This is a genomic window from Methylobacterium longum (genome assembly GCF_022179385.1).
GTDB classification, from domain to species: domain Bacteria; phylum Pseudomonadota; class Alphaproteobacteria; order Rhizobiales; family Beijerinckiaceae; genus Methylobacterium; species Methylobacterium longum.
On record NZ_BPQS01000025.1, the window covers coordinates 1 to 25,557 of the forward strand.

General features: G+C 69.2%; 20 protein-coding genes and 1 tRNA gene. 19 read left to right on the plus strand and 2 right to left on the minus strand.

Annotated elements, in window-relative coordinates; genetic code table 11:
- The 15 genes from MFF58_RS19665 to greA all read left to right on the plus strand — a co-directional run.
- On the plus strand, nt 1–113 hold a 113-nt coding region (locus tag MFF58_RS19665; protein ID WP_488803235.1), incomplete at its 5' end, for an EF-Tu C-terminal domain-related protein.
- A gap of 324 nt (nt 114–437) precedes the next feature.
- Nucleotides 438–514: transfer RNA gene (locus MFF58_RS19670), tRNA-Trp, on the plus strand.
- 182 nt (nt 515–696) lie between these two features.
- Complete coding sequence (gene secE / locus MFF58_RS19675; protein ID WP_238290550.1) at nt 697–993, plus strand: preprotein translocase subunit SecE; 297 nt, start codon at nt 697–699, stop codon at nt 991–993.
- Nucleotides 994–1,066: 73 nt separating this feature from the next.
- Nucleotides 1,067–1,600 (plus strand): transcription termination/antitermination protein NusG, encoded by a 534-nt coding sequence (nusG, locus tag MFF58_RS19680; protein ID WP_238290620.1) that lies wholly within the window; start codon nt 1,067–1,069, stop codon nt 1,598–1,600.
- A 217-nt stretch (nt 1,601–1,817) separates the two neighbouring features.
- A complete protein-coding gene (gene rplK, locus MFF58_RS19685) occupies nt 1,818–2,267 on the plus strand; it encodes a 50S ribosomal protein L11 (RefSeq protein WP_043348285.1) in 450 nt (149 codons plus the stop codon).
- An 11-nt stretch (nt 2,268–2,278) separates the two neighbouring features.
- Nucleotides 2,279–2,977: a 50S ribosomal protein L1 gene (rplA, locus tag MFF58_RS19690; RefSeq protein ID WP_238290551.1), complete on the plus strand. Its 699-nt coding sequence runs from the start codon at nt 2,279–2,281 to the stop codon at nt 2,975–2,977.
- A 405-nt stretch (nt 2,978–3,382) separates the two neighbouring features.
- On the plus strand, nt 3,383–5,026 hold the full coding sequence (locus tag MFF58_RS19695; RefSeq protein ID WP_238290553.1) for a B12-binding domain-containing radical SAM protein: 1,644 nt from the start codon (nt 3,383–3,385) through the stop codon (nt 5,024–5,026).
- A gap of 533 nt (nt 5,027–5,559) precedes the next feature.
- Complete coding sequence (gene rplJ, locus MFF58_RS19700) at nt 5,560–6,078, plus strand: 50S ribosomal protein L10 (protein WP_238290555.1); 519 nt, start codon at nt 5,560–5,562, stop codon at nt 6,076–6,078.
- Between the two features lie 49 nt (nt 6,079–6,127).
- Complete coding sequence (gene rplL, locus MFF58_RS19705; RefSeq protein WP_238290556.1) at nt 6,128–6,505, plus strand: 50S ribosomal protein L7/L12; 378 nt, start codon at nt 6,128–6,130, stop codon at nt 6,503–6,505.
- A gap of 245 nt (nt 6,506–6,750) precedes the next feature.
- Nucleotides 6,751–10,875 (plus strand): DNA-directed RNA polymerase subunit beta, encoded by a 4,125-nt coding sequence (rpoB, locus tag MFF58_RS19710; RefSeq protein WP_238290558.1) that lies wholly within the window; start codon nt 6,751–6,753, stop codon nt 10,873–10,875.
- Nucleotides 10,876–11,048: 173 nt separating this feature from the next.
- Entirely contained in the window at nt 11,049–15,260 is a 4,212-nt protein-coding gene (gene rpoC, locus MFF58_RS19715; RefSeq protein WP_238290559.1) for a DNA-directed RNA polymerase subunit beta', read from the plus strand.
- A gap of 438 nt (nt 15,261–15,698) precedes the next feature.
- Nucleotides 15,699–16,796, plus strand: a complete 1,098-nt coding sequence (locus tag MFF58_RS19720) for a cell wall hydrolase (protein WP_238290622.1) — start codon at nt 15,699–15,701, stop codon at nt 16,794–16,796.
- Between the two features lie 217 nt (nt 16,797–17,013).
- Nucleotides 17,014–17,604: a hypothetical protein gene (locus MFF58_RS19725; protein WP_238290560.1), complete on the plus strand. Its 591-nt coding sequence runs from the start codon at nt 17,014–17,016 to the stop codon at nt 17,602–17,604.
- 67 nt (nt 17,605–17,671) lie between these two features.
- Complete coding sequence (gene acuI / locus MFF58_RS19730) at nt 17,672–18,658, plus strand: acrylyl-CoA reductase (NADPH) (protein ID WP_238290561.1); 987 nt, start codon at nt 17,672–17,674, stop codon at nt 18,656–18,658.
- 48 nt (nt 18,659–18,706) lie between these two features.
- Nucleotides 18,707–19,180 carry a transcription elongation factor GreA gene (gene greA / locus MFF58_RS19735; protein WP_238290562.1) on the plus strand — a complete coding sequence of 158 codons (474 nt, stop codon included), beginning with the start codon at nt 18,707–18,709 and terminating at the stop codon, nt 19,178–19,180.
- A 6-nt stretch (nt 19,181–19,186) separates the two neighbouring features.
- Here greA and MFF58_RS19740 read toward each other — a convergent pair whose 3' ends face one another.
- Nucleotides 19,187–20,059 carry a LysR family transcriptional regulator gene (locus MFF58_RS19740; protein WP_238290563.1) on the minus strand — a complete coding sequence of 291 codons (873 nt, stop codon included), beginning with the start codon at nt 20,057–20,059 and terminating at the stop codon, nt 19,187–19,189.
- A gap of 137 nt (nt 20,060–20,196) precedes the next feature.
- Between MFF58_RS19740 and wrbA the strand changes: the two genes are divergently transcribed.
- Nucleotides 20,197–20,793: an NAD(P)H:quinone oxidoreductase gene (wrbA, locus tag MFF58_RS19745; protein WP_238290564.1), complete on the plus strand. Its 597-nt coding sequence runs from the start codon at nt 20,197–20,199 to the stop codon at nt 20,791–20,793.
- A gap of 155 nt (nt 20,794–20,948) precedes the next feature.
- On the opposite strand, the gene MFF58_RS19750 is transcribed toward wrbA, so the two are convergent.
- Nucleotides 20,949–21,947 carry an L-threonylcarbamoyladenylate synthase gene (locus MFF58_RS19750; protein WP_238290565.1) on the minus strand — a complete coding sequence of 333 codons (999 nt, stop codon included), beginning with the start codon at nt 21,945–21,947 and terminating at the stop codon, nt 20,949–20,951.
- Nucleotides 21,948–22,084: 137 nt separating this feature from the next.
- On the opposite strand from MFF58_RS19750, the gene MFF58_RS19755 reads away from it, so the two are divergent.
- Genes MFF58_RS19755 through MFF58_RS19765 form a run of 3 tightly spaced genes read left to right on the plus strand, consistent with a single transcriptional unit; the run spans nt 22,085 to nt 25,442 of the window.
- Nucleotides 22,085–23,824 carry an acyl-CoA dehydrogenase family protein gene (locus MFF58_RS19755; protein ID WP_238290567.1) on the plus strand — a complete coding sequence of 580 codons (1,740 nt, stop codon included), beginning with the start codon at nt 22,085–22,087 and terminating at the stop codon, nt 23,822–23,824.
- An 11-nt stretch (nt 23,825–23,835) separates the two neighbouring features.
- Nucleotides 23,836–24,603, plus strand: a complete 768-nt coding sequence (locus MFF58_RS19760; protein ID WP_238290569.1) for an enoyl-CoA hydratase-related protein — start codon at nt 23,836–23,838, stop codon at nt 24,601–24,603.
- 32 nt (nt 24,604–24,635) lie between these two features.
- Entirely contained in the window at nt 24,636–25,442 is an 807-nt protein-coding gene (locus MFF58_RS19765; protein WP_238290623.1) for an SDR family NAD(P)-dependent oxidoreductase, read from the plus strand.
- The last annotated feature ends 115 nt before the right edge of the window (nt 25,443–25,557 follow it).

Genomic DNA, 25,557 nt, shown 5'->3' on the forward strand with positions numbered 1-25,557 from the left:
CCATGGACGTGGTCCTGATCGTGCCGGTCGCCATGGAGGAGAAGCTGCGCTTCGCCATCCGCGAGGGCGGCCGCACCGTCGGCGCCGGCGTCGTCGCCGCCATCAACGACTGAGATCCGGTTCGGCGCGCCGCGACGCGCCGCATCGTCGACGCCGGCCTCCGACTCGAGCGGGGGCCGGCGTTCTTTTTCCGGACGGACGTCGAGGCGCTTCCTGCGCGAGGCCCGTGGATCGGGTTCCGGCACGCACCACCGATCCACCCGCGTCCGCGTGCGGCGCCGGCGCAAGGCAGGGATCCGGCGACGGGTACCGACAGGGGCGCCCCCGGATGCACGCCCAGGCGGCGTCCTCCCGTTGCCGGGCGACATCGCTTCCCGCACGCAACCCCAAGCAACCCCTTGCAAGCCGGATCGCGATGAGGCATTGGGCGGTGCGCTAGGAGTGTAGCTCAACTGGTCAGAGCGCCGGTCTCCAAAACCGGAGGTTGCGGGTTCGAGTCCCTCCACTCCTGCCAGACATTCAGCCCGATCCCGCGCGGCGGCCCGGTCGACAAGCCGGGGGAGTTGCGCTAGAGCGAGCCCAATCCGAGATCTGAAGCGACCGTCGGTGCGGACCCATCCGGGTCCTCGGCGCCGACATTCGCATTCCCGGACGCGGTCTCTGCCTCGGGGCCGAACACGCACAGACACTGGCGCCATGGCATCGAACGAAGCGACCAAGAAGGTGGACCTGGTGCGCGGCGCGGCCCGCGGTCCCGCGAACCCGCCGCCGGCCCGGCCGGCCACGCCGGCCCGGGTGCCGCAGAAGCGCGCCACCCCGGGCGAGTTCTTCGCGCAGGTTCGCGACGAGGCCCGCAAGGTCACGTGGCCCAGCCGTCGGGAGACCACCATCACGACCATCATGGTCTTCGTGATGGTCGTGGCCGCGAGCCTGTTCTTCACGGTGGTGGATCAGGCGCTGCGGTTCGTGGTCGGCCTCATCCTGGGCGTCTGAATCGCGGGCGCCCGAGGGCGGCCCGCCGCCGATCGGGGAGGGCCCCGCGGACTTGTCGGAGTTGAACGGAACCGTGTCGAAGCGCTGGTACATCGTCCACGCCTACTCGAACTTCGAGAACAAGGTCGCCCAGTCCATCAAGGATCAGGCGGCTCAGCGCGGGCTGACCGAGCTGTTCGACGAGGTGATGGTCCCGACCGAGAAGGTCGTGGAGGTGCGCCGCGGCCGGAAGGTCGATGCCGAGCGCAAGTTTTTCCCCGGCTACGTGCTGGTGAAGTGCGACCTGACCGACGAGGTCTATCACCTCATCAAGAACACCCCGAAGGTCACGGGCTTTCTCGGCGCCGACAAGTCGAAGCCGGTGCCGATCCCCGACGCCGAGGCCGAGCGGATCAAGGGACAGGTCGCCGAGGGCGTCGACCGGCCCAAGCCCTCGGTGTCCTTCGAGATCGGTGAGACCGTCCGGGTCGCCGACGGCCCCTTCGCCAGCTTCAACGGCACCGTCGAGGAGATCGACGAGGCCCGCTCCCGCCTCAAGGTGGCCGTGTCGATCTTCGGCCGCGCCACCCCGGTGGAGCTCGAATACGCCCAGGTCGAGAAGGCCTGAGGCTCCGGGCTTCGGCGGCCGAGGGGCTGCCCCCACGTTCCGGCCGCCGCTGAGCGGCGGCCGTGACTTTGCCGCTCCCCCCTGAGGAAGCGGCATCATCCGCGGGAGAACCGCCCGGCCTCGCCTCCGGGATCCACGGCTCGCACCGCGACCTGCAACCGTCCGACCCGCCGCGCTTCAGGCCGCGTGGGGGCGGATTCTCATTGGGAGCAGTCCCATGGCGAAGAAGATCACGGGCTACGTGAAGCTTCAGGTCCCGGCCGGCGCGGCGAACCCGTCGCCGCCGATCGGTCCCGCGCTCGGTCAGCGCGGCCTCAACATCATGGAATTCTGCAAGGCCTTCAACGCGAAGACGGCGCAGATGGAGAAGGGCACCCCGATCCCGGTGATCATCACCGCGTATCAGGACCGCTCCTTCACCTTCGAGATGAAGCAGCCCCCGGTCACCTTCTTCCTGAAGAAGGCCGTCGGCCTGAAGCTCGGCAAGAAGCCGGCCTCCGGCTCCAAGACCCCGGGCAAGGGCCCGACCGTCGGCAAGATCTCCGAGGCGCAGCTCCGCGAGATCGCCGAGAAGAAGATGCCCGACCTCAACTGCGACTCGATCGAGTCGGCCGTTGCCATGATCCGCGGCTCCGCCCGGGCCATGGGCCTCGAAGTCACGGCCTGAGGGAGGACATCATGGCTAAGGAAGGCAAGCGCATCCGCGCCGCCCGCGAGGGCATCGAGGTCACGAAGCTCTACGCCCTCGACGAGGCGATCAAGCTCGTGAAGGAGCGGGCGACCGCGAAGTTCGACGAGACTGTCGAGGTCTCGATGAATCTCGGCGTCGATCCGCGTCACGCCGACCAGATGGTCCGCGGCGTCTGCAACCTGCCGAACGGCTCCGGCCGGACGGTGCGGGTTGCGGTCTTCGCCCGCGGCGCCAAGGCGGACGACGCCAAGGCCGCGGGTGCCGACATCGTCGGCGCCGAGGATCTCCTGGAGATCGTGCAGAGCGGCAAGATCGACTTCGATCGCTGCATCGCGACCCCCGACATGATGCCGCTGGTCGGCCGTCTCGGTAAGGTGCTGGGCCCGCGCGGCCTGATGCCGAACCCCAAGGTCGGCACCGTCACCATGGACGTGAAGAGCGCCGTCGCCGGCGCCAAGGGCGGCTCGGTGGAGTTCCGCGTCGAGAAGGCCGGCATCGTCCATGCGGGCGTCGGCAAGGTCTCGTTCGACGCCGACAAGCTCGTCGAGAACATCAAGGCCTTCGCGGACGCCGTCGCCAAGGCGAAGCCCGCGGGCGCCAAGGGCACCTACGTCCAGCGCATCGCCGTCACCTCGACGATGGGCCCGGGCGTGAAGGTCGAGCCGAACACGGTCCTGACCGCCTGATACCGGGCGGATCGTCAGCCCTGCGGAGCGCCCGGCCGGAGACGGCCGGGCGTTTTCCGTTGCGGGGATCTCGAAGGGCGGATGTCCCCCTCGACATCCTGGCGAACCGGGCTACGGCACGCCCGTCTCGGGTTTGGCGCGATCGTGCGCAGGGCCGAGGGCACCGCACCGGGGCCGGGGCCGATGGATTCCGGATCACCCTCGACGGCGCTCCACGCGTCCCGGCCGGGGCGCGGCGAATTATCCCTTGCGGTCCCGTTTGCGGACAGGAATGGGCGCAGCCGAGGCCGATCGCGGGCGCGGCCCGGAGGCAAGCGGCAATCGCGGCTCAGAACCTTCGTGCCTCACGCCATTCTCAACCGCGGAGGGGGCGCCAATCCGAATAGCTGTGCTAGATAGGCCGCCATGCGATGCACCCTGACGGTCACCTCCAAGCGACGCATCCTGTGCGTCTTTCCCGCCTACACACCCTCCTTCGGGACATTCTCCCACGCCTACCCGCTGATGGGCGGCGTCAAGGCGTTCATGCCGCCGCAGGGGCTGCTGCTGATCGCGGCCTACATGCCGGAGACGTGGGAATGTCGGTTCGTCGATGAGAATATCCGCCGCGCCGGCCCGGCCGATTTCGCCTGGGCGGACGCGGTCTTCGTCTCCGGGATGCACATCCAGGAACCGCAGATCCACGACATCCGCGACCGCGCCCGCGCGGCCGGCAAGGTCACGGTGCTGGGCGGGCCGTCCGTCTCGGGCGCCCCGGAGAAGTACGGCGATTTCGACTACCTCCACGTGGGCGAGATCGGCGACGCCACCGACCAGCTGGTCACGCGCCTCGACGCCGACCTGACGCCACCGCCCGCCCAGGTGGTGCTAGAGACCAAGGAGCGCCTCGCACTCGCGGACTTCCCGGCCCCGGCCTACGAGGCGGCGCCGCTCAAGCGCTACCTGATCGGCTCCCTGCAATTCTCCTCGGGCTGCCCGTATCGCTGCGAGTTCTGCGACATCCCGCAGCTCTACGGGCGCCAGCCGCGGCTGAAGAGCCCCGAGCAGATGTGCGCCGAGCTCGACGCGATCATCAGCCAGCCGGGCCACCCGGCGGTGGTCTACTTCGTGGACGACAATTTCATCGCCAACCGCAAGGCGACCCGCGAGATGCTGCCGCACCTGGTGGCGTGGCAGAAGAAGAACGATTACCCGCTCCAGTTCGCCTGCGAGGCGACGCTCAACATGGCCAAGCAGCCCGAGATCCTCGAGCTGATGCGGCAGGCCAACTTCATGACGGTGTTCGTGGGGATCGAGACGCCGGAGACGGAGGCCCTCAAGGGCATCGACAAGACCCACAACGCCGCCGTGCCCATGTACGAGGCCATCGAGACCCTCAATGCCTACGGGCTCGAGGTGACCTCGGGCATCATCCTGGGCCTCGACTCCGACACCGACAAATCCGAGCAGAATCTGATCGACTTCATCGACCGCTCGGCCATCCCCGTGCTGACCATCAACCTGCTCCAGGCCCTGCCCAAGACCCCGCTCTGGGATCGGCTGGAGCGGGAGGGACGGCTCCTGCACGACGCGAGCCTGGAGTCGAACGTCCTGTTCAAGCGCCCGCACGATTCGGTCGTGAAGAGCTGGCGCCGGGCGATCGCGCATGCCTACGAGCCGGACAAGATCTTCGAGCGCTTCAAGCACCAGTGCGCGGTGACCTATCCGAACCGCATCACCACGCCGACCGCCGGCAAGCTGACCTTCACCAACCTGCGGCGCGGGCTGATCCTCGGCTTCAACATCATCACGCGGGTCGGGATCTTCTCGGATTATCGCCGTCCGTTCTGGAGTGCGGCCGGCTACGCGCTGAAGCGCGGGCAGATTGAGGCGGTGTTCAACATGGGCTTCGTGGCCCATCACCTGATCCGCTTCACCCGCGAGGCCCTGCGCGGCGAGCACAACGCCTCCTTCTACGCCGCCAAGGCCGCGGAGGCGAAGGAGGCCCGCGACCGGAGCTGGTGGGAGGCGGCCCGTCGCAAGCTGGCGCCGGAGCGCGAGGCGGCCTAGCGGCGCCGGGCTGGACTCCGGGCCGACCATGGCCGGCTCGGCTCCGCCGCAAGCCCTTGCCTGCGGCGGAAAAGTCGCGCTTCGGCCCTTGGCAGGCGGCTTGCTAGGCTCTATACACCGCGCCTCACGCATTTCATCGTCACTAAGGGAGACGGCCGATCGGCCGGTTTCCGTTCGAAATGTCGCCCGGGCAACCGGGAGGCAAAGGCTGGCAGGATCCGAGGGGCCACGAGCCCCGCGGAGCCTTGCCCGGCCATGTCCTGTCCGAGACTGCAGGTGCCGGTTCGCCGGCTTAATCCCCACCGCCTGCACAGACGGGGAAGACCGAATTTCGAAAAGCCTCGCCTCGGCCCTGGGTCGCGGAGGGGTATCGGTTTGAACCAACTCGCCCGAGGCGGCCTTCCGGGGCACGCGCGGGGACAGGGCCGCGAAGCGTCGTTCGGACGTTCACGGTCTCTAGGCCGAGAGAACGTCCGGGCGGCATGTGCAACCGGCGGGCCCGAATTCGGGTTCCGCCAACCGGAGAGAGCCCAGTGGACCGGACAGCTAAAGCTGATCTCGTCTCGACGCTCAACGGCGTGTTCAATCAGAGCGCCGTCGTCGTCGTGGCCCACTACAAGGGCCTCACGGTCGCCGACATGCAGAAGCTGCGTTCGCAGATGAAGCAGGCCGGCGCCACCGTGAAGGTCGCCAAGAACAGCCTCGCCGGCATCGCACTCGATGGCACCGACGTCGCCTCCATCAAGCCGCTCCTAAAGGGCCCGACCCTGCTCGCCTATTCGGGCGATCCGGTCGCCGCCGCCAGGGTCGCGGTCGACTTCGCCAAGACGAACGACAAGCTCGTGATTCTTGGCGGCGCGATGGGTGCGACCGCCCTGAACCTGGACGGCGTGAAGGCCCTCGCCTCGCTCCCGTCCCTCGACGAACTGCGCGCCAAGATCGTGGGCCTCGTGCAGGCGCCCGCGACGAAGATCGCTCAGGTCGTCAATGCGCCGGCGGCCAAGCTCGCCCGCGTGTTCGGGGCCTATGCCACCAAGGACGAGGCCGCCTGAGGCCCTTCAAAAATCACCCGTTCGAACCGATATCTGAGAGGAATTCAAAATGGCTGATCTTGCCAAGCTCGTCGACGACCTGTCCTCGCTGACCGTGCTCGAGGCCGCTGACCTGGCCAAGATGCTCGAAGAGAAGTGGGGCGTCTCGGCCGCCGCTGCCGTCGCCGTGGCCGCCGGCCCGGCCGCCGGTGGTGGCGCCGCCGCCGTCGAGGAGCAGACCGAGTTCACGGTCGTCCTCGCCGCCGCCGGCGACAAGAAGATCGAGGTCATCAAGGAGGTCCGCGCGATCACCGGGCTGGGCCTCAAGGAAGCCAAGGACCTCGTCGAGGGCGCGCCGAAGCCGGTCAAGGAAGGCGTCGCCAAGGACGAGGCCGAGAAGCTCAAGGCCCAGCTCGAGAAGGCTGGCGCCAAGATCGAGCTCAAGTAAGTCGACGATGGGCCGGTTCCGGCCCGTCAACTCACGGAGGCCCGCTTCGGGCCTGTCGTGACCGGAGCCCGCGGGTGTTGCGCCCGCGGGCTTTAGGCCGCTTCGGCGGATGGTCCCGGAAGGGGCCGGCGAGAGATTCGGTTCGGTGGCGCGGCCCGGCGGGGCGCGCGTCGCGGCCCGGTGCGGGAGGTCCCTTTCGGGAACGCTTCCCCGGGCGAGAGGTACGCGGGTAGGAGCGAGGTCACATGGCCAACACGCTGGTCGGTCGCAAGCGCATTCGGAAGTTCTTCGGCAAGATCAAGGAAGTTGCCGAGATGCCGAACCTCATCGAGGTTCAGAAGGCGTCCTACGACCAGTTCCTGATGGTCGACGAGCCCGAAGGCGGGCGCGGCGACGAGGGGCTGCAGAGCGTGTTCAAGTCGGTGTTCCCGATCTCCGACTTCGCCTCCACGGCCCTTCTCGAATTCGTGCGCTACACCTTCGAGGCGCCCAAGTACGACGTGGACGAGTGCCGCCAGCGCGGCATCACCTTCGCGGCGCCGCTGAAGGTGACGCTCCGCCTCATCGTGTTCGATGTCGATCCCGACACCCAGGCCAAGTCGGTCAAGGACATCAAGGAGCAGGACGTCTACATGGGCGACATGCCCCTGATGACGGAGAACGGCACCTTCATCGTCAACGGCACCGAGCGCGTCATCGTCTCGCAGATGCACCGCTCGCCGGGCGTGTTCTTCGACCACGACAAGGGCAAGACCCACTCGTCGGGCAAGCTCCTGTTCGCCGCCCGCATCATCCCGTACCGGGGCTCCTGGCTGGACGTCGAGTTCGACGCCAAGGACATCGTGCACGTCCGCATCGACCGGAAGCGCAAGCTGCCGGCGACGTCGCTGCTCTACGCCCTGGGCCTCGACGGCGAGGAGATCCTGTCGACCTTCTACAACAAGGTGATCTACGACCGGGACGGCACCGAGTGGCGCGTGCCGTTCGATGCCGAGCGCATGAAGGGCATGAAGGCCACGGTCGACCTGATCGACGCCGATTCCGGCGAGGTCGTTCTCGAGGCCGGCAAGAAGCTCAACGCCCGCAACGCGCGCCAGATCACCGACAAGGGCACCAAGTTCCTCAAGGCGACCGACGAGGACCTCGTCGGCCAGTACATCGCCGAGGATCTGGTCAACGCGCAGACCGGCGAGATCTGGGCCGAGGCTGGCGAAGAGGTCACCGAGAAGCTCCTGAAGAGCCTCGAGGACGTCGGCACCACCGAGCTGCCGGTGCTCGACATCGACCACGTCAACGTCGGTCCCTACATCCGCAACACGCTGGCGGTGGACAAGAATTCCGGCCGCGAGGGTGCGCTGTTCGACATCTACCGGGTCATGCGCCCGGGCGAGCCGCCGACGCTCGACACCGCCGAGGCGATGTTCCACTCGCTGTTCTTCGATTCCGAGCGCTACGACCTCTCGGCGGTCGGCCGCGTGAAGATGAACATGCGCCTCGACCTTGATGCCGCCGACACCGTGCGCACGCTCCGCAAGGAGGACATGCTGGCGGTGGTCAAGGCGCTCGTGGAGCTGCGCGACGGCAAGGGTGAGGTCGACGACATCGACCATCTCGGCAACCGCCGCGTCCGCTCGGTGGGCGAGCTCATGGAGAACCAGTACCGCCTGGGCCTCCTGCGCATGGAGCGCGCCATCCGCGAGCGCATGAGCCAGGTCGACATCGACACGGTCATGCCGCAGGACCTGATCAACGCGAAGCCCGCGGCCGCCGCCGTGCGCGAGTTCTTCGGCTCGTCGCAGCTGTCGCAGTTCATGGATCAGACCAACCCGCTCTCCGAGGTGACGCACAAGCGCCGCCTGTCGGCCCTCGGCCCGGGCGGTCTGACCCGCGAGCGCGCCGGCTTCGAGGTGCGCGACGTGCACCCGACCCACTACGGCCGCATCTGCCCGATCGAGACGCCGGAAGGCCCGAACATCGGCCTGATCAACTCGCTGGCCACCTTCGCGCGGGTGAACAAGTACGGCTTCATCGAGACCCCGTTCCGCCGCGTGCGCGACGGCGTGGTCACCAACGAGGTCGCGTACCTGTCGGCCATGGAGGAGGCGAAGTACTACGTCGCCCAGGCCAACGCCCAGATGGACGAGAACAAGAAGCTGACGGAGGACCTCGTGGTCTGCCGCCGGGCCGGCGACGTGATCGTCGTGGGCCCTGAGCGCGTCGACCTCATGGACGTCTCGCCCAAGCAGCTCGTCTCGGTCGCCGCGGCGCTGATCCCGTTCCTGGAGAACGACGACGCCAACCGCGCCCTCATGGGCTCGAACATGCAGCGCCAGGCGGTGCCGCTGGTCCGCGCCGACGCCCCGTTCGTGGGCACCGGCATGGAGGCGGTGGTCGCCCGGGATTCCGGCGCCGCCATCGCGGCCCGCCGGGCCGGCATCATCGACCAGGTGGACGCCACCCGTATCGTCATCCGCGCCACCGAGGAGGCCGACGCCAACAAGCCGGGCGTCGACATCTACCGCCTACAGAAGTTCCAGCGCTCCAACCAGTCGACCTGCATCACGCAGAAGCCGCTCGTCCGCGTCGGCGAGTTCGTGAAGAAGGGCGAGATCATCGCCGACGGTCCCTCGACCGAGTTCGGCGAGCTGGCGCTCGGCCGGAACGTGCTCGTCGCGTTCATGCCGTGGAACGGCTACAACTTCGAGGACTCGATCCTGCTCTCCGAGCGGATCGTGAAGGATGACGTGTTCACCTCGATCCACATCGAGGAATTCGAGGTGATGGCCCGCGACACCAAGCTCGGGCCGGAGGAGATCACCCGCGACATCCCGAACGTTTCGGAAGAAGCGCTCAAGAACCTCGACGAGGCCGGCATCGTCTACATCGGTGCCGAGGTGAACGCCGGCGACATCCTCGTCGGCAAGATCACCCCGAAGGGCGAGAGCCCGATGACGCCGGAGGAGAAGCTGCTCCGCGCCATCTTCGGCGAGAAGGCCTCGGATGTGCGCGACACCTCCCTGCGGGTTCCGCCGGGCGTCACGGGCACGATCGTCGAGGTCCGGGTGTTCAACCGCCACGGCGTCGACAAGGACGAGCGCGCCCAGGCGATCGAGCGCGAGGAGATCGAGCGCCTCGCCAAGGACCGCGACGACGAGCAGGCGATCCTCGACCGCAACACCTACGCCCGCCTGGCGGACGTGCTGATCGGCCAGGCGCCGGTGGCCGGCCCGAAGGGCTTCAAGAAGGACACCACGCTCACCCGCGAGCTGATCAACGACTACCCGCGCTCGCAATGGTGGCAGTTCGCCGTCATCGAGGACCGTCTCATGACCGAGATGGAGGCGATGCAGAAGCAGTACGACGAGTCGAAGAAGCGCCTCGAGCAGCGCTTCCTCGACAAGGTCGAGAAGCTGCAGCGCGGCGACGAGCTGCCCCCCGGCGTCATGAAGATGGTCAAGGTCTTCGTGGCGGTGAAGCGCAAGATCCAGCCCGGCGACAAGATGGCCGGCCGTCACGGCAACAAGGGTGTCGTGTCGCGGATCGTGCCGATCGAGGACATGCCGTTCCTCGAGGACGGGACGCATGCCGACATCGTGCTCAACCCGCTGGGCGTGCCCTCGCGCATGAACGTCGGCCAGATCCTGGAGACGCACCTGGGCTGGGCGGCTGCGGGCCTGGGTCGCAAGGTGTCGAAGGCGGTGGATGCCTATCTGAAGTCGCAGGACATCGCGCCGCTGCGGGAGGAGATGACGGCGATCTACTCCCCGGGCGAGCTCGACGGCCTGACGGACGAGGAGCTGGCCGAGGCCGGCAACAACGTCCGCCGCGGCGTGCCGATGGCCACTCCGGTGTTCAACGGCGCCAAGGAGGCCGACATCGAGCAGATGCTGGAGATGGCCGGGCTCGACCGCTCGGCGCAGTCGACGCTCTACGACGGGCGCACCGGCGAGCCCTTCGACCGCAAGGTCACGATGGGTTACATCTACATGCTGAAGCTCCACCACCTCGTGGACGACAAGATCCACGCGCGCTCGATCGGTCCGTACTCCCTCGTCACCCAGCAGCCGCTGGGCGGAAAGGCGCAGTTCGGCGGCCAGCGCTTCGGCGAGATGGAGGTCTGGGCGCTGGAGGCCTACGGCGCGGCCTACACGCTGCAGGAGATGCTCACGGTGAAGTCGGACGACGTGGCCGGCCGCACCAAGGTCTACGAGGCGATCGTCCGCGGCGACGACACCTTCGAGGCCGGCATCCCGGAGAGCTTCAACGTGCTCGTCAAGGAGATGCGCTCGCTCGGCCTCAACGTCGAGCTCACCTCCTCCAAGAAGGCGGCGAACGATCAGCTTGAGCCGCCGGCGGACGCGGCCGAGTAGATCTGAGAACCACACCTCCCGTGGCGGCTTCGGGCCGCCACGGTCGAGCGGGGAGGGGAAGGGCCTTCCGGATTTGACGACGGTGAGCAGCGCCCGCGCGGGGCGCGGCGCCGGATCTTTTTCAGGACACGGTGGCCCGGCGCGGGGCTGTCGGCGTCAACAAGGAGCGGATCATGAACCAAGAGGTCATGAACCTTTTCAACCAGCAGGCCACGCCGGTCAGCTTCGACCAGATCAAGATCTCGATCTCGTCCCCGGAGAAGATCCTCTCCTGGTCGTACGGCGAGATCAAGAAGCCCGAGACCATCAACTACCGGACCTTCAAGCCCGAGCGCGACGGCCTGTTCTGCGCGCGCATCTTCGGGCCGATCAAGGACTACGAGTGCTTGTGCGGCAAGTACAAGCGCATGAAGTACAAGGGCGTCATCTGCGAGAAGTGCGGCGTCGAGGTCACCCTCGCGCGCGTCCGGCGCGACCGCATGGGTCATATCGAGCTGGCCGCCCCGGTGGCGCATATCTGGTTCCTCAAGTCGCTGCCCTCGCGCATCGGCCTGTTGCTCGACATGGCGCTCAAGGACCTCGAGCGGATCCTGTACTTCGAGTCGTACTGCGTCATCGAGCCGGGCCTCACCCCCCTGAAGGAGCGTCAGCTCCTGTCCGAGGAGGAGTACCTGCGCGCCCAGGAGGAGTACGGCGAGGATAGCTTCACCGCCATGATCGGCGCCGAGGCCATCCGGCGCATTCTGCAGGAGCTCGACCTCGACAAGATCGCCAACGATCTGCGCGAGGAGATCGCGGTCACGACCTCGGAGCTGAAGCCCAAGAAGCTCCTGAAGCGGCTCAAGATCATCGAGGCCTTCCAGATGTCCGGCAACAAGCCGGAATGGATGATCCTGACGGTCGTGCCGGTGATCCCGCCGGACCTGCGTCCGCTGGTCCCGCTGGACGGCGGCCGCTTCGCGACCTCCGACCTCAACGACCTGTACCGCCGGGTCATCAACCGCAACAACCGCCTGAAGCGGCTGATCGAGCTTCGTGCCCCCGACATCATCATCCGCAACGAGAAGCGGATGCTGCAGGAGGCCGTCGACGCCTTGTTCGACAACGGCCGCCGCGGCCGCGTCATCACGGGTGCCAACAAGCGCCCGCTGAAGTCGCTCGCCGACATGCTGAAGGGCAAGCAGGGCCGGTTCCGCCAGAACCTGCTCGGCAAGCGCGTCGACTACTCGGGCCGCTCGGTCATCGTGGTCGGTCCGGAGCTGAAGCTGCACCAGTGCGGCCTGCCCAAGAAGATGGCCTTGGAGCTGTTCAAGCCGTTCATCTACGCGCGCCTCGACGCCAAGGGCTTCTCCGCCACGGTGAAGCAGGCCAAGAAATTGGTTGAAAAGGAGAAGCCGGAGGTCTGGGACATCCTCGATGAGGTGATCCGCGAGCACCCGGTGATGCTGAACCGCGCGCCGACGCTCCACCGCCTCGGCATCCAGGCCTTCGAGCCGAAGCTGATCGAGGGCAAGGCGATCCAGCTGCACCCGCTGGTCTGCGCCGCGTTCAACGCCGACTTCGACGGCGACCAGATGGCCGTGCACGTCCCGCTGTCGCTCGAGGCGCAGCTGGAAGCGCGCGTCCTGATGATGTCGACGAACAACATCCTGCATCCGGCCAACGGTCAGCCGATCATCGTGCCCAGCCAGGACATCGTTCTCGGCCTCTACTACCTGTCGATCGTGGCCGAGGGCATGCCGGGCGAGTTCAAGGCGGACAACGCCAAGAACCCGATGCAGGGCGTCTACGGCGACATGGGCGAGCTGGAGCACGCCCTGGCCGCCAAGGCCGTGTCGCTGCACACCAAGATCAAGTGGCGCTGGACGGGCATCGGTCCGGACAATCAGCCCCTGATCAAGACCTACGAGACCACGCCGGGGCGGGTGATCCTGTCCGGCGCCCTGCCGAAGCACGCCAAGGTGCCCTTCGAAGTCGTCAACAAGCTGATGACCAAGAAGGAGATCTCGGCGATGATCGACACCGTCTACCGCCACTGCGGTCAGAAGGAGTCGGTGATCTTCTGTGATCGGATCATGGCGCTCGGCTTCAACCACGCGTTCAAGGCCGGCATCTCGTTCGGCAAGGACGACATGGTCGTGCCGGAGAACAAGTGGTCGATCGTCGACACGACCCGCGCGCTCGTGAAGGACTACGAGCAGCAGTACAACGACGGCCTGATCACCCAGGGCGAGAAGTACAACAAGGTGGTCGATGCCTGGGCCAAGTGCTCGGACAAGCTGGCCGCCGAGATGATGGGCCGCATCTCCGCGGTCCAGAAGGACGAGCACGGCGCCGACAAGCAGATCAACTCGATCTACATGATGAGCCACTCCGGCGCCCGCGGCTCGCCCGCCCAGATGAAGCAGCTCGCGGCGATGCGCGGCCTCATGGCCAAGCCGTCGGGCGAGATCATCGAAACCCCGATCATCTCGAACTTCAAGGAAGGCCTGGACGTTTTGGAGTACTTCAACTCCACGCACGGTGCCCGTAAGGGCCTGGCCGACACCGCCCTGAAGACCGCCAACTCCGGCTACCTGACCCGCCGCCTCGTCGACGTGGCCCAGGACGCCGTGATCCGCGAGGTGGATTGCGGCACGACCAACGGCATCAAGATGCGCGCCATCGTCGATGCCGGCCAGGTCGTGGCGACGCTGGCCACCCGCATCCTGGGCCGCGCCACGGCCGAGGATCTCGTGGCCGCGGACGGCACGGTGATCGTCAAGACCGGCGAGACCATCGAGGAGCGTCACCTGCCGGCGATCAACGCCGCCGGCATCCAGGAGGTGAAGATTCGCTCGGTGCTGGTCTGCGCCACCAAGAGCGGCGTCTGCGCCACCTGCTACGGGCGCGACCTCGCCCGCGGCACGCCCGTCAACATGGGCGAGGCCGTCGGCGTCATCGCGGCGCAGTCGATCGGCGAGCCGGGCACGCAGCTGACGATGCGCACCTTCCACATCGGTGGTGCGGCCCAGATCGCCGACTCGTCGTTCATCGAGTCGAGCTTCGAGGGCACGATCAAGATCCGCAACCGGGCGATCGCCAAGAACTCCGATGGCGATCTGATCGCCACCGGCCGCAACGTGGCGGTGGTCGTCGTCGGGTCGGACGGGGTCGAGCGGGCGGTCCACCGCCTGCAGTACGGCGCCAAGCTCCGGGTCGACGAGGGTGACAAGATCAAGCGCGGGCAGCGGATCGCCGAATGGGATCCCTACACCCGTCCGATCCTCACCGAGGTCGACGGCCTCGTGGCCTACGAGGATCTGGTCGACGGCCAGTCCATGACCGAGACCACCGACGAGTCGACCGGCATCGCCAAGCGCGTCGTCGTCGACTGGCGTGGTTCGGCCCGGACCTCGGACCTGAAGCCCGCGATGGTCGTGGTCGATCGGGACGGCAAGGCGCTCAAGCTGCCCCGCGGCTCGGACGCCCGCTACTTCCTGCCGGTCGACGCCATCATCGGCTTCGATCCGGGTGCGAAGGTCAACGCCGGCGACATCCTGGCCCGCGTCTCGACCGACTCGGCCAAGACCCGCGACATCACCGGCGGTCTGCCGCGGGTGGCGGAGCTGTTCGAGGCCCGGCGCCCGAAGGACGCGGCGATCATCGCCGAGAAGTCGGGCACCATCGCGTTCGGCCGCGACTACAAGAACAAGCGTCGGCTCACGCTGACGCCGCATGACGGCTCGGAGGCGGTCGAGTACCTGATCCCGAAGGGCAAGCACATCCACCTGCAGGACGGGGACGTGGTCGAACTCGGCGATTACATCGTCGACGGAAACCCGGCTCCGCACGACATCCTGGCGATCAAGGGCGTGGAGGAACTCGCGGCCTACCTCGTCAACGAGATCCAGGAGGTCTACCGGCTCCAGGGCGTGTCGATCAACGACAAGCACATTGAGGTGATCGTCCGCCAGATGCTGCAGAAGGTCGAGGTGACCGACGGCGGCGACTCGGACATCCTCGCGGGTGACCAGATCGACCGGACGGAGCTGACCGACTTCAACGAGAAGCTTCTGTCCGAGGGCAAGAAGCCGATCCAGGGCGTCCCGGTCCTGCTCGGCATCACCAAGGCGTCGCTGCAGACGAAGTCGTTCATCTCGGCGGCCTCGTTCCAGGAGACCACCCGCGTCCTCACGGAGGCGGCGGTCAACGGCAAGGTCGACACCCTGGAAGGCCTCAAGGAGAACGTCATCGTGGGCTCGCTGATCCCGGCCGGCACCGGCTCGATGGTGGCGGATATCCGTTCCATCGCCCGCCGTCGTGACGCGATGATCCTGCAGCAGAAGCAGTCCGAGAGCGGCGCGATGCCGGTCGAGGAGCTTCCGCCCGCCGCGGCCGAGTGAGGCAGGCGGCAGAACCAAAGGAGAGAGGGCGGCCTTCGGGCCGCCCTTTTTCGTTCCCGGGGTACCTCGGCCACACGTCGCCCTCGGACCCGCCGGCATTCGCCCGCGGCCCGGGCGGGGGCGGTCGCTGGCACCACGATCCCGCAGGATCTCGGCGCCTCCGCGATTCCGGATTCGGGCGCCGCTCCGCAGCGTCGGAACACCCCCTGACGAGGATGGAGGCTGTCCGCCGCCCGGCGCGGGACGGCGCCCACGCCGCCGGCTTAACCGGCCCTCAACCATGTCGGGCGATAAATCCCGCACGGCCGCACAAAGACCCTGGAAACGGGGAGGCTGGGGTCGGTTCGGGTGCGTGAGTACGGGTCTGGCGTTGTGGGAACGAGACGAGGACGACGGGAATCGAGCCTGCGATGGCTCTCGGCGGCCATGACGCCCTGGATGGTCGGGCTCGGCCTCCTAGTGTCGTTCACCGCGGATGCCGGGACGGAGAACGCCATCGGGTCGAGTCGCCGCGGCGTGATCGATGCCAACACGGTGCCGGCGCTGCCGCCCGGCACCCTCCTGATCGGTGCCGGCCTGCGCCGTCTCGGCGACGAGCCGCCCCAGGCGGAGTTCAAGACCGGCGCGCACGTGTTCCCCGTGGTCCAGCGGGCCGGCAAGGGCAACCCGACGCGGCCCCCGGCCGCGAGCTTCGCCCGCCGGGCCGCCGCCCTGCGCGAGTCCGGGGCCGCCCTTCTGTTCGGCGACGTGACCGGCAGCGTCAGCGGCGTGCTGACCCAGGGCTCGGCGGTCTGGGATCCGGATTCGGAGCCGGAGGCCGCCTTCGTGCCCGTCCCCGATCTCGGCCTGACCACCGGCGCCGGCAGCGCCGCCTCCACGGGTGCGGGAACGGCCGATCTCACCGAGGACGGCGACCCCGCGCGCTTCGACGGCTCGACGCCGCCGGTGCCCCGGGCGGTCGCCCTGTCGTCCACCACTCCGGCACCCGCGGACGCGATCCCCGTGGAAGTCGCCGCGGCCAGCCTCGCGCTGCCCGATTTCGCGATCCGCACCGAGCGCCCGGACAGCGTCCAGCCGGTGCCGGAGGACGCGCGGCGGCGCTACGCCGACCTGATCGACCCGGAATCCCTCGACAAGGAGCAGCGCTGCCTGTCGGAGGCCGTCTATTTCGAGGCGCGCAGCGAGCCGGAGGCCGGTCAGGCCGCCGTCGCCCAGGTGGTGCTCAACCGCGTCAAGAGCGGCCTCTATCCGAGCAGCGTCTGCGGCGTCGTCTACCAGAACCGGCACCACTACATGGGCTGCCAATTCTCCTTCGCCTGTGAGGGCAAGTCGCTGCGCATCACCGATGCCGGCGCCTGGGAATCGGCGACCCGCATCGCCCGCTCGGTGATCGAGGGCCGGACCTACCTCGCCGAGGTCGGCGCCGCGACCCACTACCACGCCGACTACGTGCGGCCGGGCTGGTCACGCCGCCTGCGCAAGATGGACGTGATCGGCCGGCACATCTTCTACCAGCTGCGCGCCGGCCAGACCTGAGACGATGCAGACCGCGCCGGACTTCATAAGAGAGACTATCGTTAATCAGAACAATGCTACCTAGGTAGGCGACGACTAAGCAGTCGAAATCAAGGGTTAATTTTACCTTCGTTCCCGATAATGCTTGCGAGTCGGGCAACGACTCTGGCCTCTGGTACGTCGAGACGAGCGCCGCCATCGCGACGCTTCTCGCTGTATCGCGTACCAGAGGACTTCCATGACCGCGCCGGTCGCTCGCACCGCCCTTCTCGCCGCCGCCCTGGGCGGCCTGATGCTCGCCGCACCCGCCCAGGCCGGCGGCTGCTACGGAACCGAATGCTACCGCCACGTGGTCACGCCGCCGGTCTACGACACCGTGCAGGAGAACGTGCTGGTGCGTCCGCCGCGCACGGTCTACCGGACCACCCCGCCGGTCTACGACACCGTGTCCGAGCGCGTGATGGTCTCGCCCGGTGGCCGGTTCTGGCAGACGAGCCGGGGCCCCGGCGGTGAGCTGATCGGCTGCTGGGTCACCACGCCGCCGCGCTTCGCCGTCCGCACCCGGACCGTACTGGTGCGTCCGGCGCAGTCGATCCCCGAGACCATCCCGCCGGAATACGCGAGCGTCAGCCGCCGAGTCCTGGTGGCGCCGGCCCGTGCCGGCTGGGTGCCGGCCGGCGGCTACGGCGGCTACGGCTATCGTCCGGCCGCCTATGGCGGACCGCTGGTCGGTTCGATCCCGGACGCGATGGGCATCACCGGGGCCAGCGCGTCGGATATCGGCGTCGGTCTCGGCTTCTCCTACGGCAGCCGTTACGAAGGGTACTGATCCCGGCCCGGCCGCCTTGATTCCGGGCGTCCCGGCGACACCTCACCGCCCAACGCAGGAGGTGTCGATGGGGACGTTCAAGGCCTGGGTGGTCGAGAAGAGCGAGGCCGGCCAGAATCTGGCCTTCCGGGACTTCGACGACGCCGACCTCATGGACGGCGACGTCACCGTGCGGGTCACGCACTCCACCCTGAACTACAAGGACGGTCTCGCGCTCACCGGCACGTCACCCGTGGTCCGTCGCTTCCCGATGATCCCCGGCATCGACTTCTCCGGCGTGGTCGAGACGTCGGACCATCCCGAGTACAAGCCGGGTGATTCGGTGGTGCTCACCGGCTGGGGCGTCGGCGAGACGCATCTCGGCGCCTACGCGCAGCGTGCCCGGGTCAAGGGCGACTGGCTGGTGCCGCTGCCCCAGGGGCTTACCCCCGAGCAGGCCATGGCGGTCGGCACCGCCGGCTACACCGCGATGCTGTGCTGCATGGCGCTCGACGCGCACGGGGTCACGCCCGGCCACGGACCGGTGATCGTCACCGGCGCCTCGGGCGGCGTCGGCTCGGTGGCGGTGGCGCTGCTGGCGCGGGCGGGCTGGCACGTGATCGCCTCCACGGGCCGGGATGGCGAAGCGGATTACCTCAAGGGGCTCGGCGCCGCCGAGATTCTCGACCGGGCCGAATTGGCGAAGCCCGGCAAGCCGCTCGGCAAGGAGCGCTGGGCGGCCGGCATCGATGCGGTCGGCTCGACCACGCTCGCCAATGTGCTGGCCATGACCAAGGCCGACGGCGCCGTCGCGGCCTGTGGGCTGGCGCAGGGCATGGACCTGCCGACCTCGGTGGCCCCGTTCATTTTGCGCGGCGTCTCGCTGCTCGGCATCAACAGCGTCACGACTCCGCAGAAGAAGCGCCGCGAGGCCTGGGCGCGGCTCGCTCGCGACCTCGACCTCGGCAAGCTCGCCGCCATGACGAGTCGCGTCCGCCTGGAGGAAGTCGGCCGGCTCGGTGCGGAGATCCTGGCCGGCAAGGTCCGGGGCCGGACCGTGGTGGAGGTAGGTTAAATCCCGCCTGCATGGAACCGCTGCCGTTCCAGCCTTGTTTTTTGCTTCATGAGCGTTGCATTCGTCAAAGAGCCCGAGGGCGGGGAAGCTTTCGAGAACCTGCCCGACCGGCCGATCTCGCCCCATACCAACTTCGTTACGCCGGAAGGCCTCGCGCAGATCGAGGCCGAGGTCGCGCGCTTAGAGAAGGAGGTCGCGTCCCTGGATCCCGCCGACAAGGCCGAGGATTCCCGGATCGGACGCGACCTCCGCTACTGGGCCGCGCGGAAGAACACCGCGCAACTCGTGGAGGCCAAGGGGGGCGACACGGTTCAGTTCGGCTCGACCGTCACGGTGCTGCGGGAAGACGAGTCCGGCAAGGAGACGCGCCAGACCTTCCACATCGTCGGCGAGGACGAGGCTGACCCGCACAAGGGTTCGATCTCCTACGTGGCGCCCCTGGCCCGCGCGCTCACCGGAAAGACGGTGGGCGACGTGGTCGAGGTCAACGGCCACGAGGTCGAGTTGGTCGAGATCCGCTGAGCCCGTTCAGCCGCCCGCGAAGCGCGGCCGCAACGGCAGGATCGCCTCCGCGACATGCTCCATGAAGACCCGGACCCGCGCCGCGTGGCGCAGATCCGGATGCGTCAGCACCCAGAGGTCGGCGCCGAGTTCCGGGTGCGGACCCGACAGGCGGCGCAGCGCCGGATCGGCATCGGCGGTGAAGCAGGGCAGGGGGCCGACGCCCAGGCCTGCCAGGATCGCGGCGTCGAGCCCGGTGACGGTGTTGATCCGCAGCCTGATCCGGTCGGCCGGCGCCCGCGCCGCCACGAACGGCGTGAACGAGCCTCCCGCCACGCTCGGGCCCGGGCTGACCCAGTCCTCCACCGCCAAGTCGCCGTAGTCGCGCGTGGCCAGGCCGTAGACGGCCCAGGCCACCGCGGCGAGCCGGCGCCCGACCAAGGTCTCGCTCGGGTCGCGGGTCACCCGGATCGCCACGTCGGCGTCCCGCCGCGACAGGTTGAGGGCGTCCTCGGACAGGATCAGGGCGATCCGGATGTCCGGATAGCGCGCACCGAACGACGCCAGCATCGGCATGAGCAGGTTCGACGCGAAGCCGGCCGGCGCGGTCACGCGCAACTCGCCCGACGGCGTGTCGCCGCGGCCCGCCGCCACCCGCTCGAACCGGGTGATGTCGTCCTCGATCCGGGTCGCCGCCTCGATCATCGCCCGCCCGCAGGCGGTCGGCACGTAGCCGGTGCGCAGGCGGTCGAACAGCCGCGTTCCGAGCGTGGCCTCGAGCGCCGAGAGCCTGCGGAAGGCCGTGGAATGGTTGATCCCGAGCCGTGCGGCGGCGGCCGTCAACCCCGCACAATCCGACACCGCCTTAACGAAACGGAACTCGTCCCAATCCAGCGGCACGACGGTATCCTTGCTCTGGTGCAAACCCAGTTTTGCACCAGAGGGCATTTTTGCAAGCAGCGAAACGCGTCATGGAGGAGCACCGCGCCGCCGGTGATCCGGCCGGCGCATCGTCACGCACGCGGGAGAATCACCCCATGGCCAAGGTTCTGGTCCTGTACTACTCAAGCTACGGGCACGTAGAGCAGATGGCCTACGCCGTCGCCGAGGGCGCCCGGGAGGCCGGCGCCGAGGCCGTAGTGAAGCGCGTGCCGGAACTGGTGCCGGAGGAAGCGGCCCGGCAGAATCACTTCAAGCTCGATCAGGCGGCGCCGATCGCCACCGTGGCCGAACTCCCCGATTACGACGCGATCATCTTCGGGACGCCCACCCGGTACGGCAACATGGCCTCGCAGATGAAGCAGTTCATCGACCAGACCGGCGGGCTCTGGATGAAGGGTGCGCTGGTCGGCAAGGTCGGATCGGTCTTCACCTCCACCGCCTCGCAGCACGGCGGCCAGGAGACGACCCTGACGAGCTTCCACACGGTGCTGTTCCACCACGGGATGGTGGTGGTTGGGCTGCCCTACAGTTCCCAGGGGCAGGCCGGGGTCGAGGCGGTCAAGGGCAACACGCCCTACGGTGCCAGCACCATCGCGGACGGCGACGGCTCGCGCCAGCCCAGCGCCGTGGAGCTGGAGGGCGCCCGCTTCCAGGGCCGCCACGTCGCTGGGATCGCCGCCAAGCTCGCCTGACGGGAAACCCCTCCCTCAGCAGCGCCCAAGAAAAAAGGCTCGGATTGCTCCGAGCCTGAAGGGGAAAAGGCCAATGGGGGCTGAGAAGGCCTTCGTGATCAATAAACGGGCGGCAGACAGGTCCGTTCCGCGGATGGCGAAAAAAATCTTCGCCGTCAGCGCGGGGCGGCGGCCCGGGCGAGGCGGTCGCGGATCGCTTCGCCCAGGCCCTCGGACGGGATCGGCGCCACCGCGATGGTGGCGGCTCCCGAAGCATCGAGGTCGCGCAAGGCTCCGAACAGCCGGGCCGCCGCCTCGGCCAGATCGGCCGCCGGGCTGAGATTCCGGACCGCGCAGGCCTGCTCGTGGCCCGAGGGGCGCCCCTCTCCGAACAGCAGCACCGCCTCGTCGGCCGTCACGCTCCGGGCGTCGAGGCGCACCCGCGCCCGGGGCGCGTAGTGCGAAGCGAGCATCCCGGGGGCGGCAGGCCGTCCGGGATCCGCGTCGTCGGGGGCGGCCGGGTCGAGACCGAGGACGTCGCGCAGGGCGGCACGGGTGACCCCCCCCGGCCGCAACAGGCGCGGAACACCACCGAGACAGGCCACCACGGTCGATTCGACGCCCACCGGCGTGTCACCGCCGTCGAGCACCGCGGCGATCCGGCCCGCGAGGTCGTCGAGTACGTGCGCGGCCCGGGTCGGGCTGACCCGACCCGACCGGTTCGCCGAGGGCGCCGCCACCGGACGGCCGACATCGGCCAGCAGCGCCTGGGCAACCGGATGCGCCGGCACCCGCAGGGCGACGCTCGGCAACCCGGCGCGGGCGAGATCGCAGATTGCCGTGCCGGGGCGAGCCGGGACCACCAGCGTGAGGGGACCCGGCCAGAAGGCCTCGGCGAGTCGGCGCGCCTGCGCGTCGAAGACGCCCTCGGCCAGGGCCGCCCGCACCGCGGCAAGATGGGAGATCAGCGGGTTGAAGCGCGGCCGTTCCTTGGCGGCGAAGATCCGCGCCACCGCGGCCGCGTCCGTGGCATCCGCGCCGAGCCCGTAGACGGTCTCGGTGGGAAAGGCGACGAGGCCGCCCGCCCGCAGGAGCGCGGCCGCCTCCGCAAGGCCGGACGCGTCGGGGTCGAGCCACCGGGTCGCGGCCGGGACCGTTGACCCGGGATCATTCATGCGGGAAGCCGTCTCCGGGGTGGTGGCGGCGCGAAACCCGCGCGCCTATCCTCGGTCCGCCCTAGCGCCGGTGCGCGGGCGCGGTCAAACCCGCCGCGGGTCGAACGAGCGGGCGGGCCGCAAGACGGGAGGATCCTATGAGTTACCGCGCCCCAGTCCCGGAGATGCTGTTCACCCTCCGGCACGTGGCCGGGCTCGAGGCGGTCGATCCCGACGACGCCGAGGCGATTCTCGGCGAGGCCGCAAGGATCGCCGCCGGCGTGATCGCGCCGCTCAACCGGATCGGCGACCGCCACGGCACGCCCTTCGCGGACGGGCGCGTGACCACGCCGCCCGGCTGGCGGGAGGCCTACCGCACCTTCACGGAGGGCGGCTGGAACGGGCTCTCGGCCGAGGCCGAGCATGGCGGCCAGGGCCTGCCGAAGCTGATCGAGGCCGCCTGCACCGAGATGTGGAACGGCGCCAACCTCGCCTTCGGCCTCTGCCCGCTGCTGACGCAGGGCGGCATCGAGGCGCTGGCGGCCCACGGTTCCGACGCGCTGAGGGAACGCTACCTCGGGAAGCTGGTCTCGGGCGAATGGCCCGCCACCATGAACCTGACCGAACCGCAGGCGGGCTCCGACCTCGCGCTGCTGCGGACCCGAGCCGAGCCCGCGGGAGACGGCACCTACCGGATCACCGGCAGCAAGATCTACATCACGTACGGCGAGCACGACTTGGCGGACAACATCGTCCACCTCGTCCTGGCCCGGCTTCCGGACGCGCCCGCCGGCACGCGGGGCATCTCCCTGTTCCTGGTGCCGAAGGTGCTGCCGGACGGGACCGCCAACGACCTGCGCTGCTCCGGCATCGAGCACAAGCTCGGCATCCACGCCTCGCCGACCTGCTCCATGGCCTTCGGCGACAACGGCGGCGCCACCGGCTGGCTGATCGGCCAGGAGCACAAGGGCCTGGCCTGCATGTTCACGATGATGAACGCGGCGCGGCTCGGTGTCGGCCTCCAGGGCGTCGGGGTCGCCGAGGCGGCGACCCAGCGGGCGCTCGCCTACGCGCAGGAGCGCCGCCAGGGTAAGGCCCTGGGGGGCGCTGAGGCGGCGAGCCCGATCGCCGCGCATCCCGACGTGCAGCGGATGCTGCTCACCATGAAGGCCTACACGGCCGCGTCCCGCGCCATCTGCTACCTCACCGCGGCCGCCCTCGACGCGTCGAAGGGCGCTGAAGGACGGCCGGCCCTGGACCGCGCCTCGCTGCTGACGCCGGTGGCGAAGGCCTTCTCCACCGATCTCGCCAACGAGGTGACCTCGCTGGGCGTCCAGGTCCATGGCGGCATGGGCTTCGTGGAGGAGACCGGCGCCGCGCAGCTCATGCGCGACGCCCGCATCCTCGGCATCTACGAGGGCACCAACGGGATCCAGGCCATCGACCTCACCGCCCGCAAGCTGCCGCTGAACGGTGGTGCCACGGTCCGGTCCCAGATCGCCTGGATGCGCCGGACCGCCGAGGGGCTGCTCAAGGCCGGGGAGCCCGCCTTCGGCCATATGGCGGCCCGGCTTCGGGACGGGATCGGCAGCCTCGACCGGGCGACGAGCCACCAGCTCGCGGCGCTCGCCTCGAACCGGCCCGAGGCGGCGCTGGCCGGGGCAGCGCCGTACCTCCGGCTGTTCGGCCTGACGCTCGGCGGTGCGTGCCTCGCGCGGAGTGCGCTCGCCGCGAGCGCCGCCCTGAAGGCCGGCGGGACCGACCCGGCCCATGCCGGTCGCATCGCGCTGGCGCGGTTCTACGCCGAGAACCTGCTCACCGCGGCCGAAGGCCTGGAACAGACCGTGGTGGCGGGCGGTGCCTTCACGGACGACGCCGCCCTGGCGCTGGCGGTTTGAGGAGGGCGACCATGGCCGATACCGTCGCGATCGACGATCTCCAGGGCGGCGTCCGCCTGATCACCCTGAACCGCCCGGAGAAGAAGAACGCGCTCACCGGCGCGATGTACGACGCCATGCGCGAGGCCCTGGTCGAGGCCGATGGCTCGGGCGCGGTCGGCGCCGTGGTCTTCGCCGGTCAGCCCGGCATGTTCAGCGCCGGCAACGACCTCGCCGACTTCATGGGGCATGCGGGCGACGGCTTCAGCGCCTCCCCGGCCCTGTCGTTCATCCGCCAACTCGCCCGCACCCGCACCCCGATGGTGGCGGCGGTCGACGGGATCGCGGTGGGCATCGGCGCGACGCTCTGCCTGCACTGCGACCTCGTCTACGCGAGTCCGGCGGCGCGGCTGCGCATGCCCTTCGTGGAACTCGGCCTCGTGCCGGAGGCGGCATCGAGCTACCTGCTGCCCCTGCGGGTCGGCCGGCTCAAGGCGACCGAGCTGCTGCTTCTGTCGCGGCCGCTCGAGGCCGACGAGGCGCAGGTGCTCGGCCTCGTCAACGCGGTGCTGCCGGCCGACATGCTGGTGGAGCAGGCGATAGCCCAGGCCACGCGCCTCGCCGCCCTGCCGCGCGGGGCGCTGGCGGCCTCGCGGGCGCTGATCCGCGGAGATCAGGCGCAGGTCGAGGCGGCCCTTGAGGCGGAGGCCAAGGCCTTCGACGTGCAGCTGCGCTCGCCCGAGTCCCAGGAGCGGCTTGCCGCCTTCCTGTCGCGGTCGAAGCCCGCCGCCTCGGCGTGAGCGCGCCCGACCTGTCGCAGAAGATCTGCCTCGTGGCGGGCGCGTCGCGGGGCGTCGGGCGGGGGCTCGCCCGGGCGCTGGGGGAGGCGGGGGCCACCGTGATCGTCACCGCCCGGTCCAGCGAGACGGGCGCGCGCACCGAATTGCGGCCCGAATCGATCGAGGACACGGCCCGCATGGTCGATGCGGCGGGCGGGCGCGGCCACCATTATCTCTGCGACCACCGCTCCGAGCGCGCCACCGACACGCTGGTGCATTGGGTGCTGCGCCGCTTCGGCCGGATCGACGTGGCGGCCTGCAGCGTCTGGAGCGGCAACGAGGGCTACGACGGCGAGCGCTACCCGGACGGGGCCGGCTGGGGGACGCCGTTCTGGCGCCGCTCGGCCGCGCCGTATCTGGGGTTCCTCGAAGCGGGTCCTTTGCCAGCTCTCTTGCTGGCCCGCGCGGTCGCTCCCGCCATGGTGGCGGCACGCGCCGGCCTGATCGCGCTGGTCTCGTTCGGGACCGAGGACTACCTCGGCGACGTGTTCTACGACTCCGCCAAGGCCGCCACCAACCGACTGGCCCTGTCCTTCGCCCGGGATCTGGCGCCCTACGGCGTCACGGCCCTCGGCCTCTCGCCGGGTTTCGTCGCCACCGAGCGGGCGCGGGACCTGGGCCAGGACGGGCTCGCCACCGAAAGCCCCCTCTATGCCGGCCGGGCGCTCGCCGCGCTGGCCGCCGACCCGAACGTCGCCACGCGGGCCGGGTCGGTCCTGCATGCCGGCGACCTCGCGCGGATCTACGGCTTCACGGACAGCGACGGCACGCAACCGGAGCGGTTCCGCGTCGCGCCGTGACGGCAGGGCGCGCGCCGGTTTGACCTCACCGTGCGCCGATCCGGCGCGGGGCCGGCCGCACAGCCCGGTCGAATCCCACAGCCGGGGCGAGGCGTGCTGCGGGAGCGAAAAACGG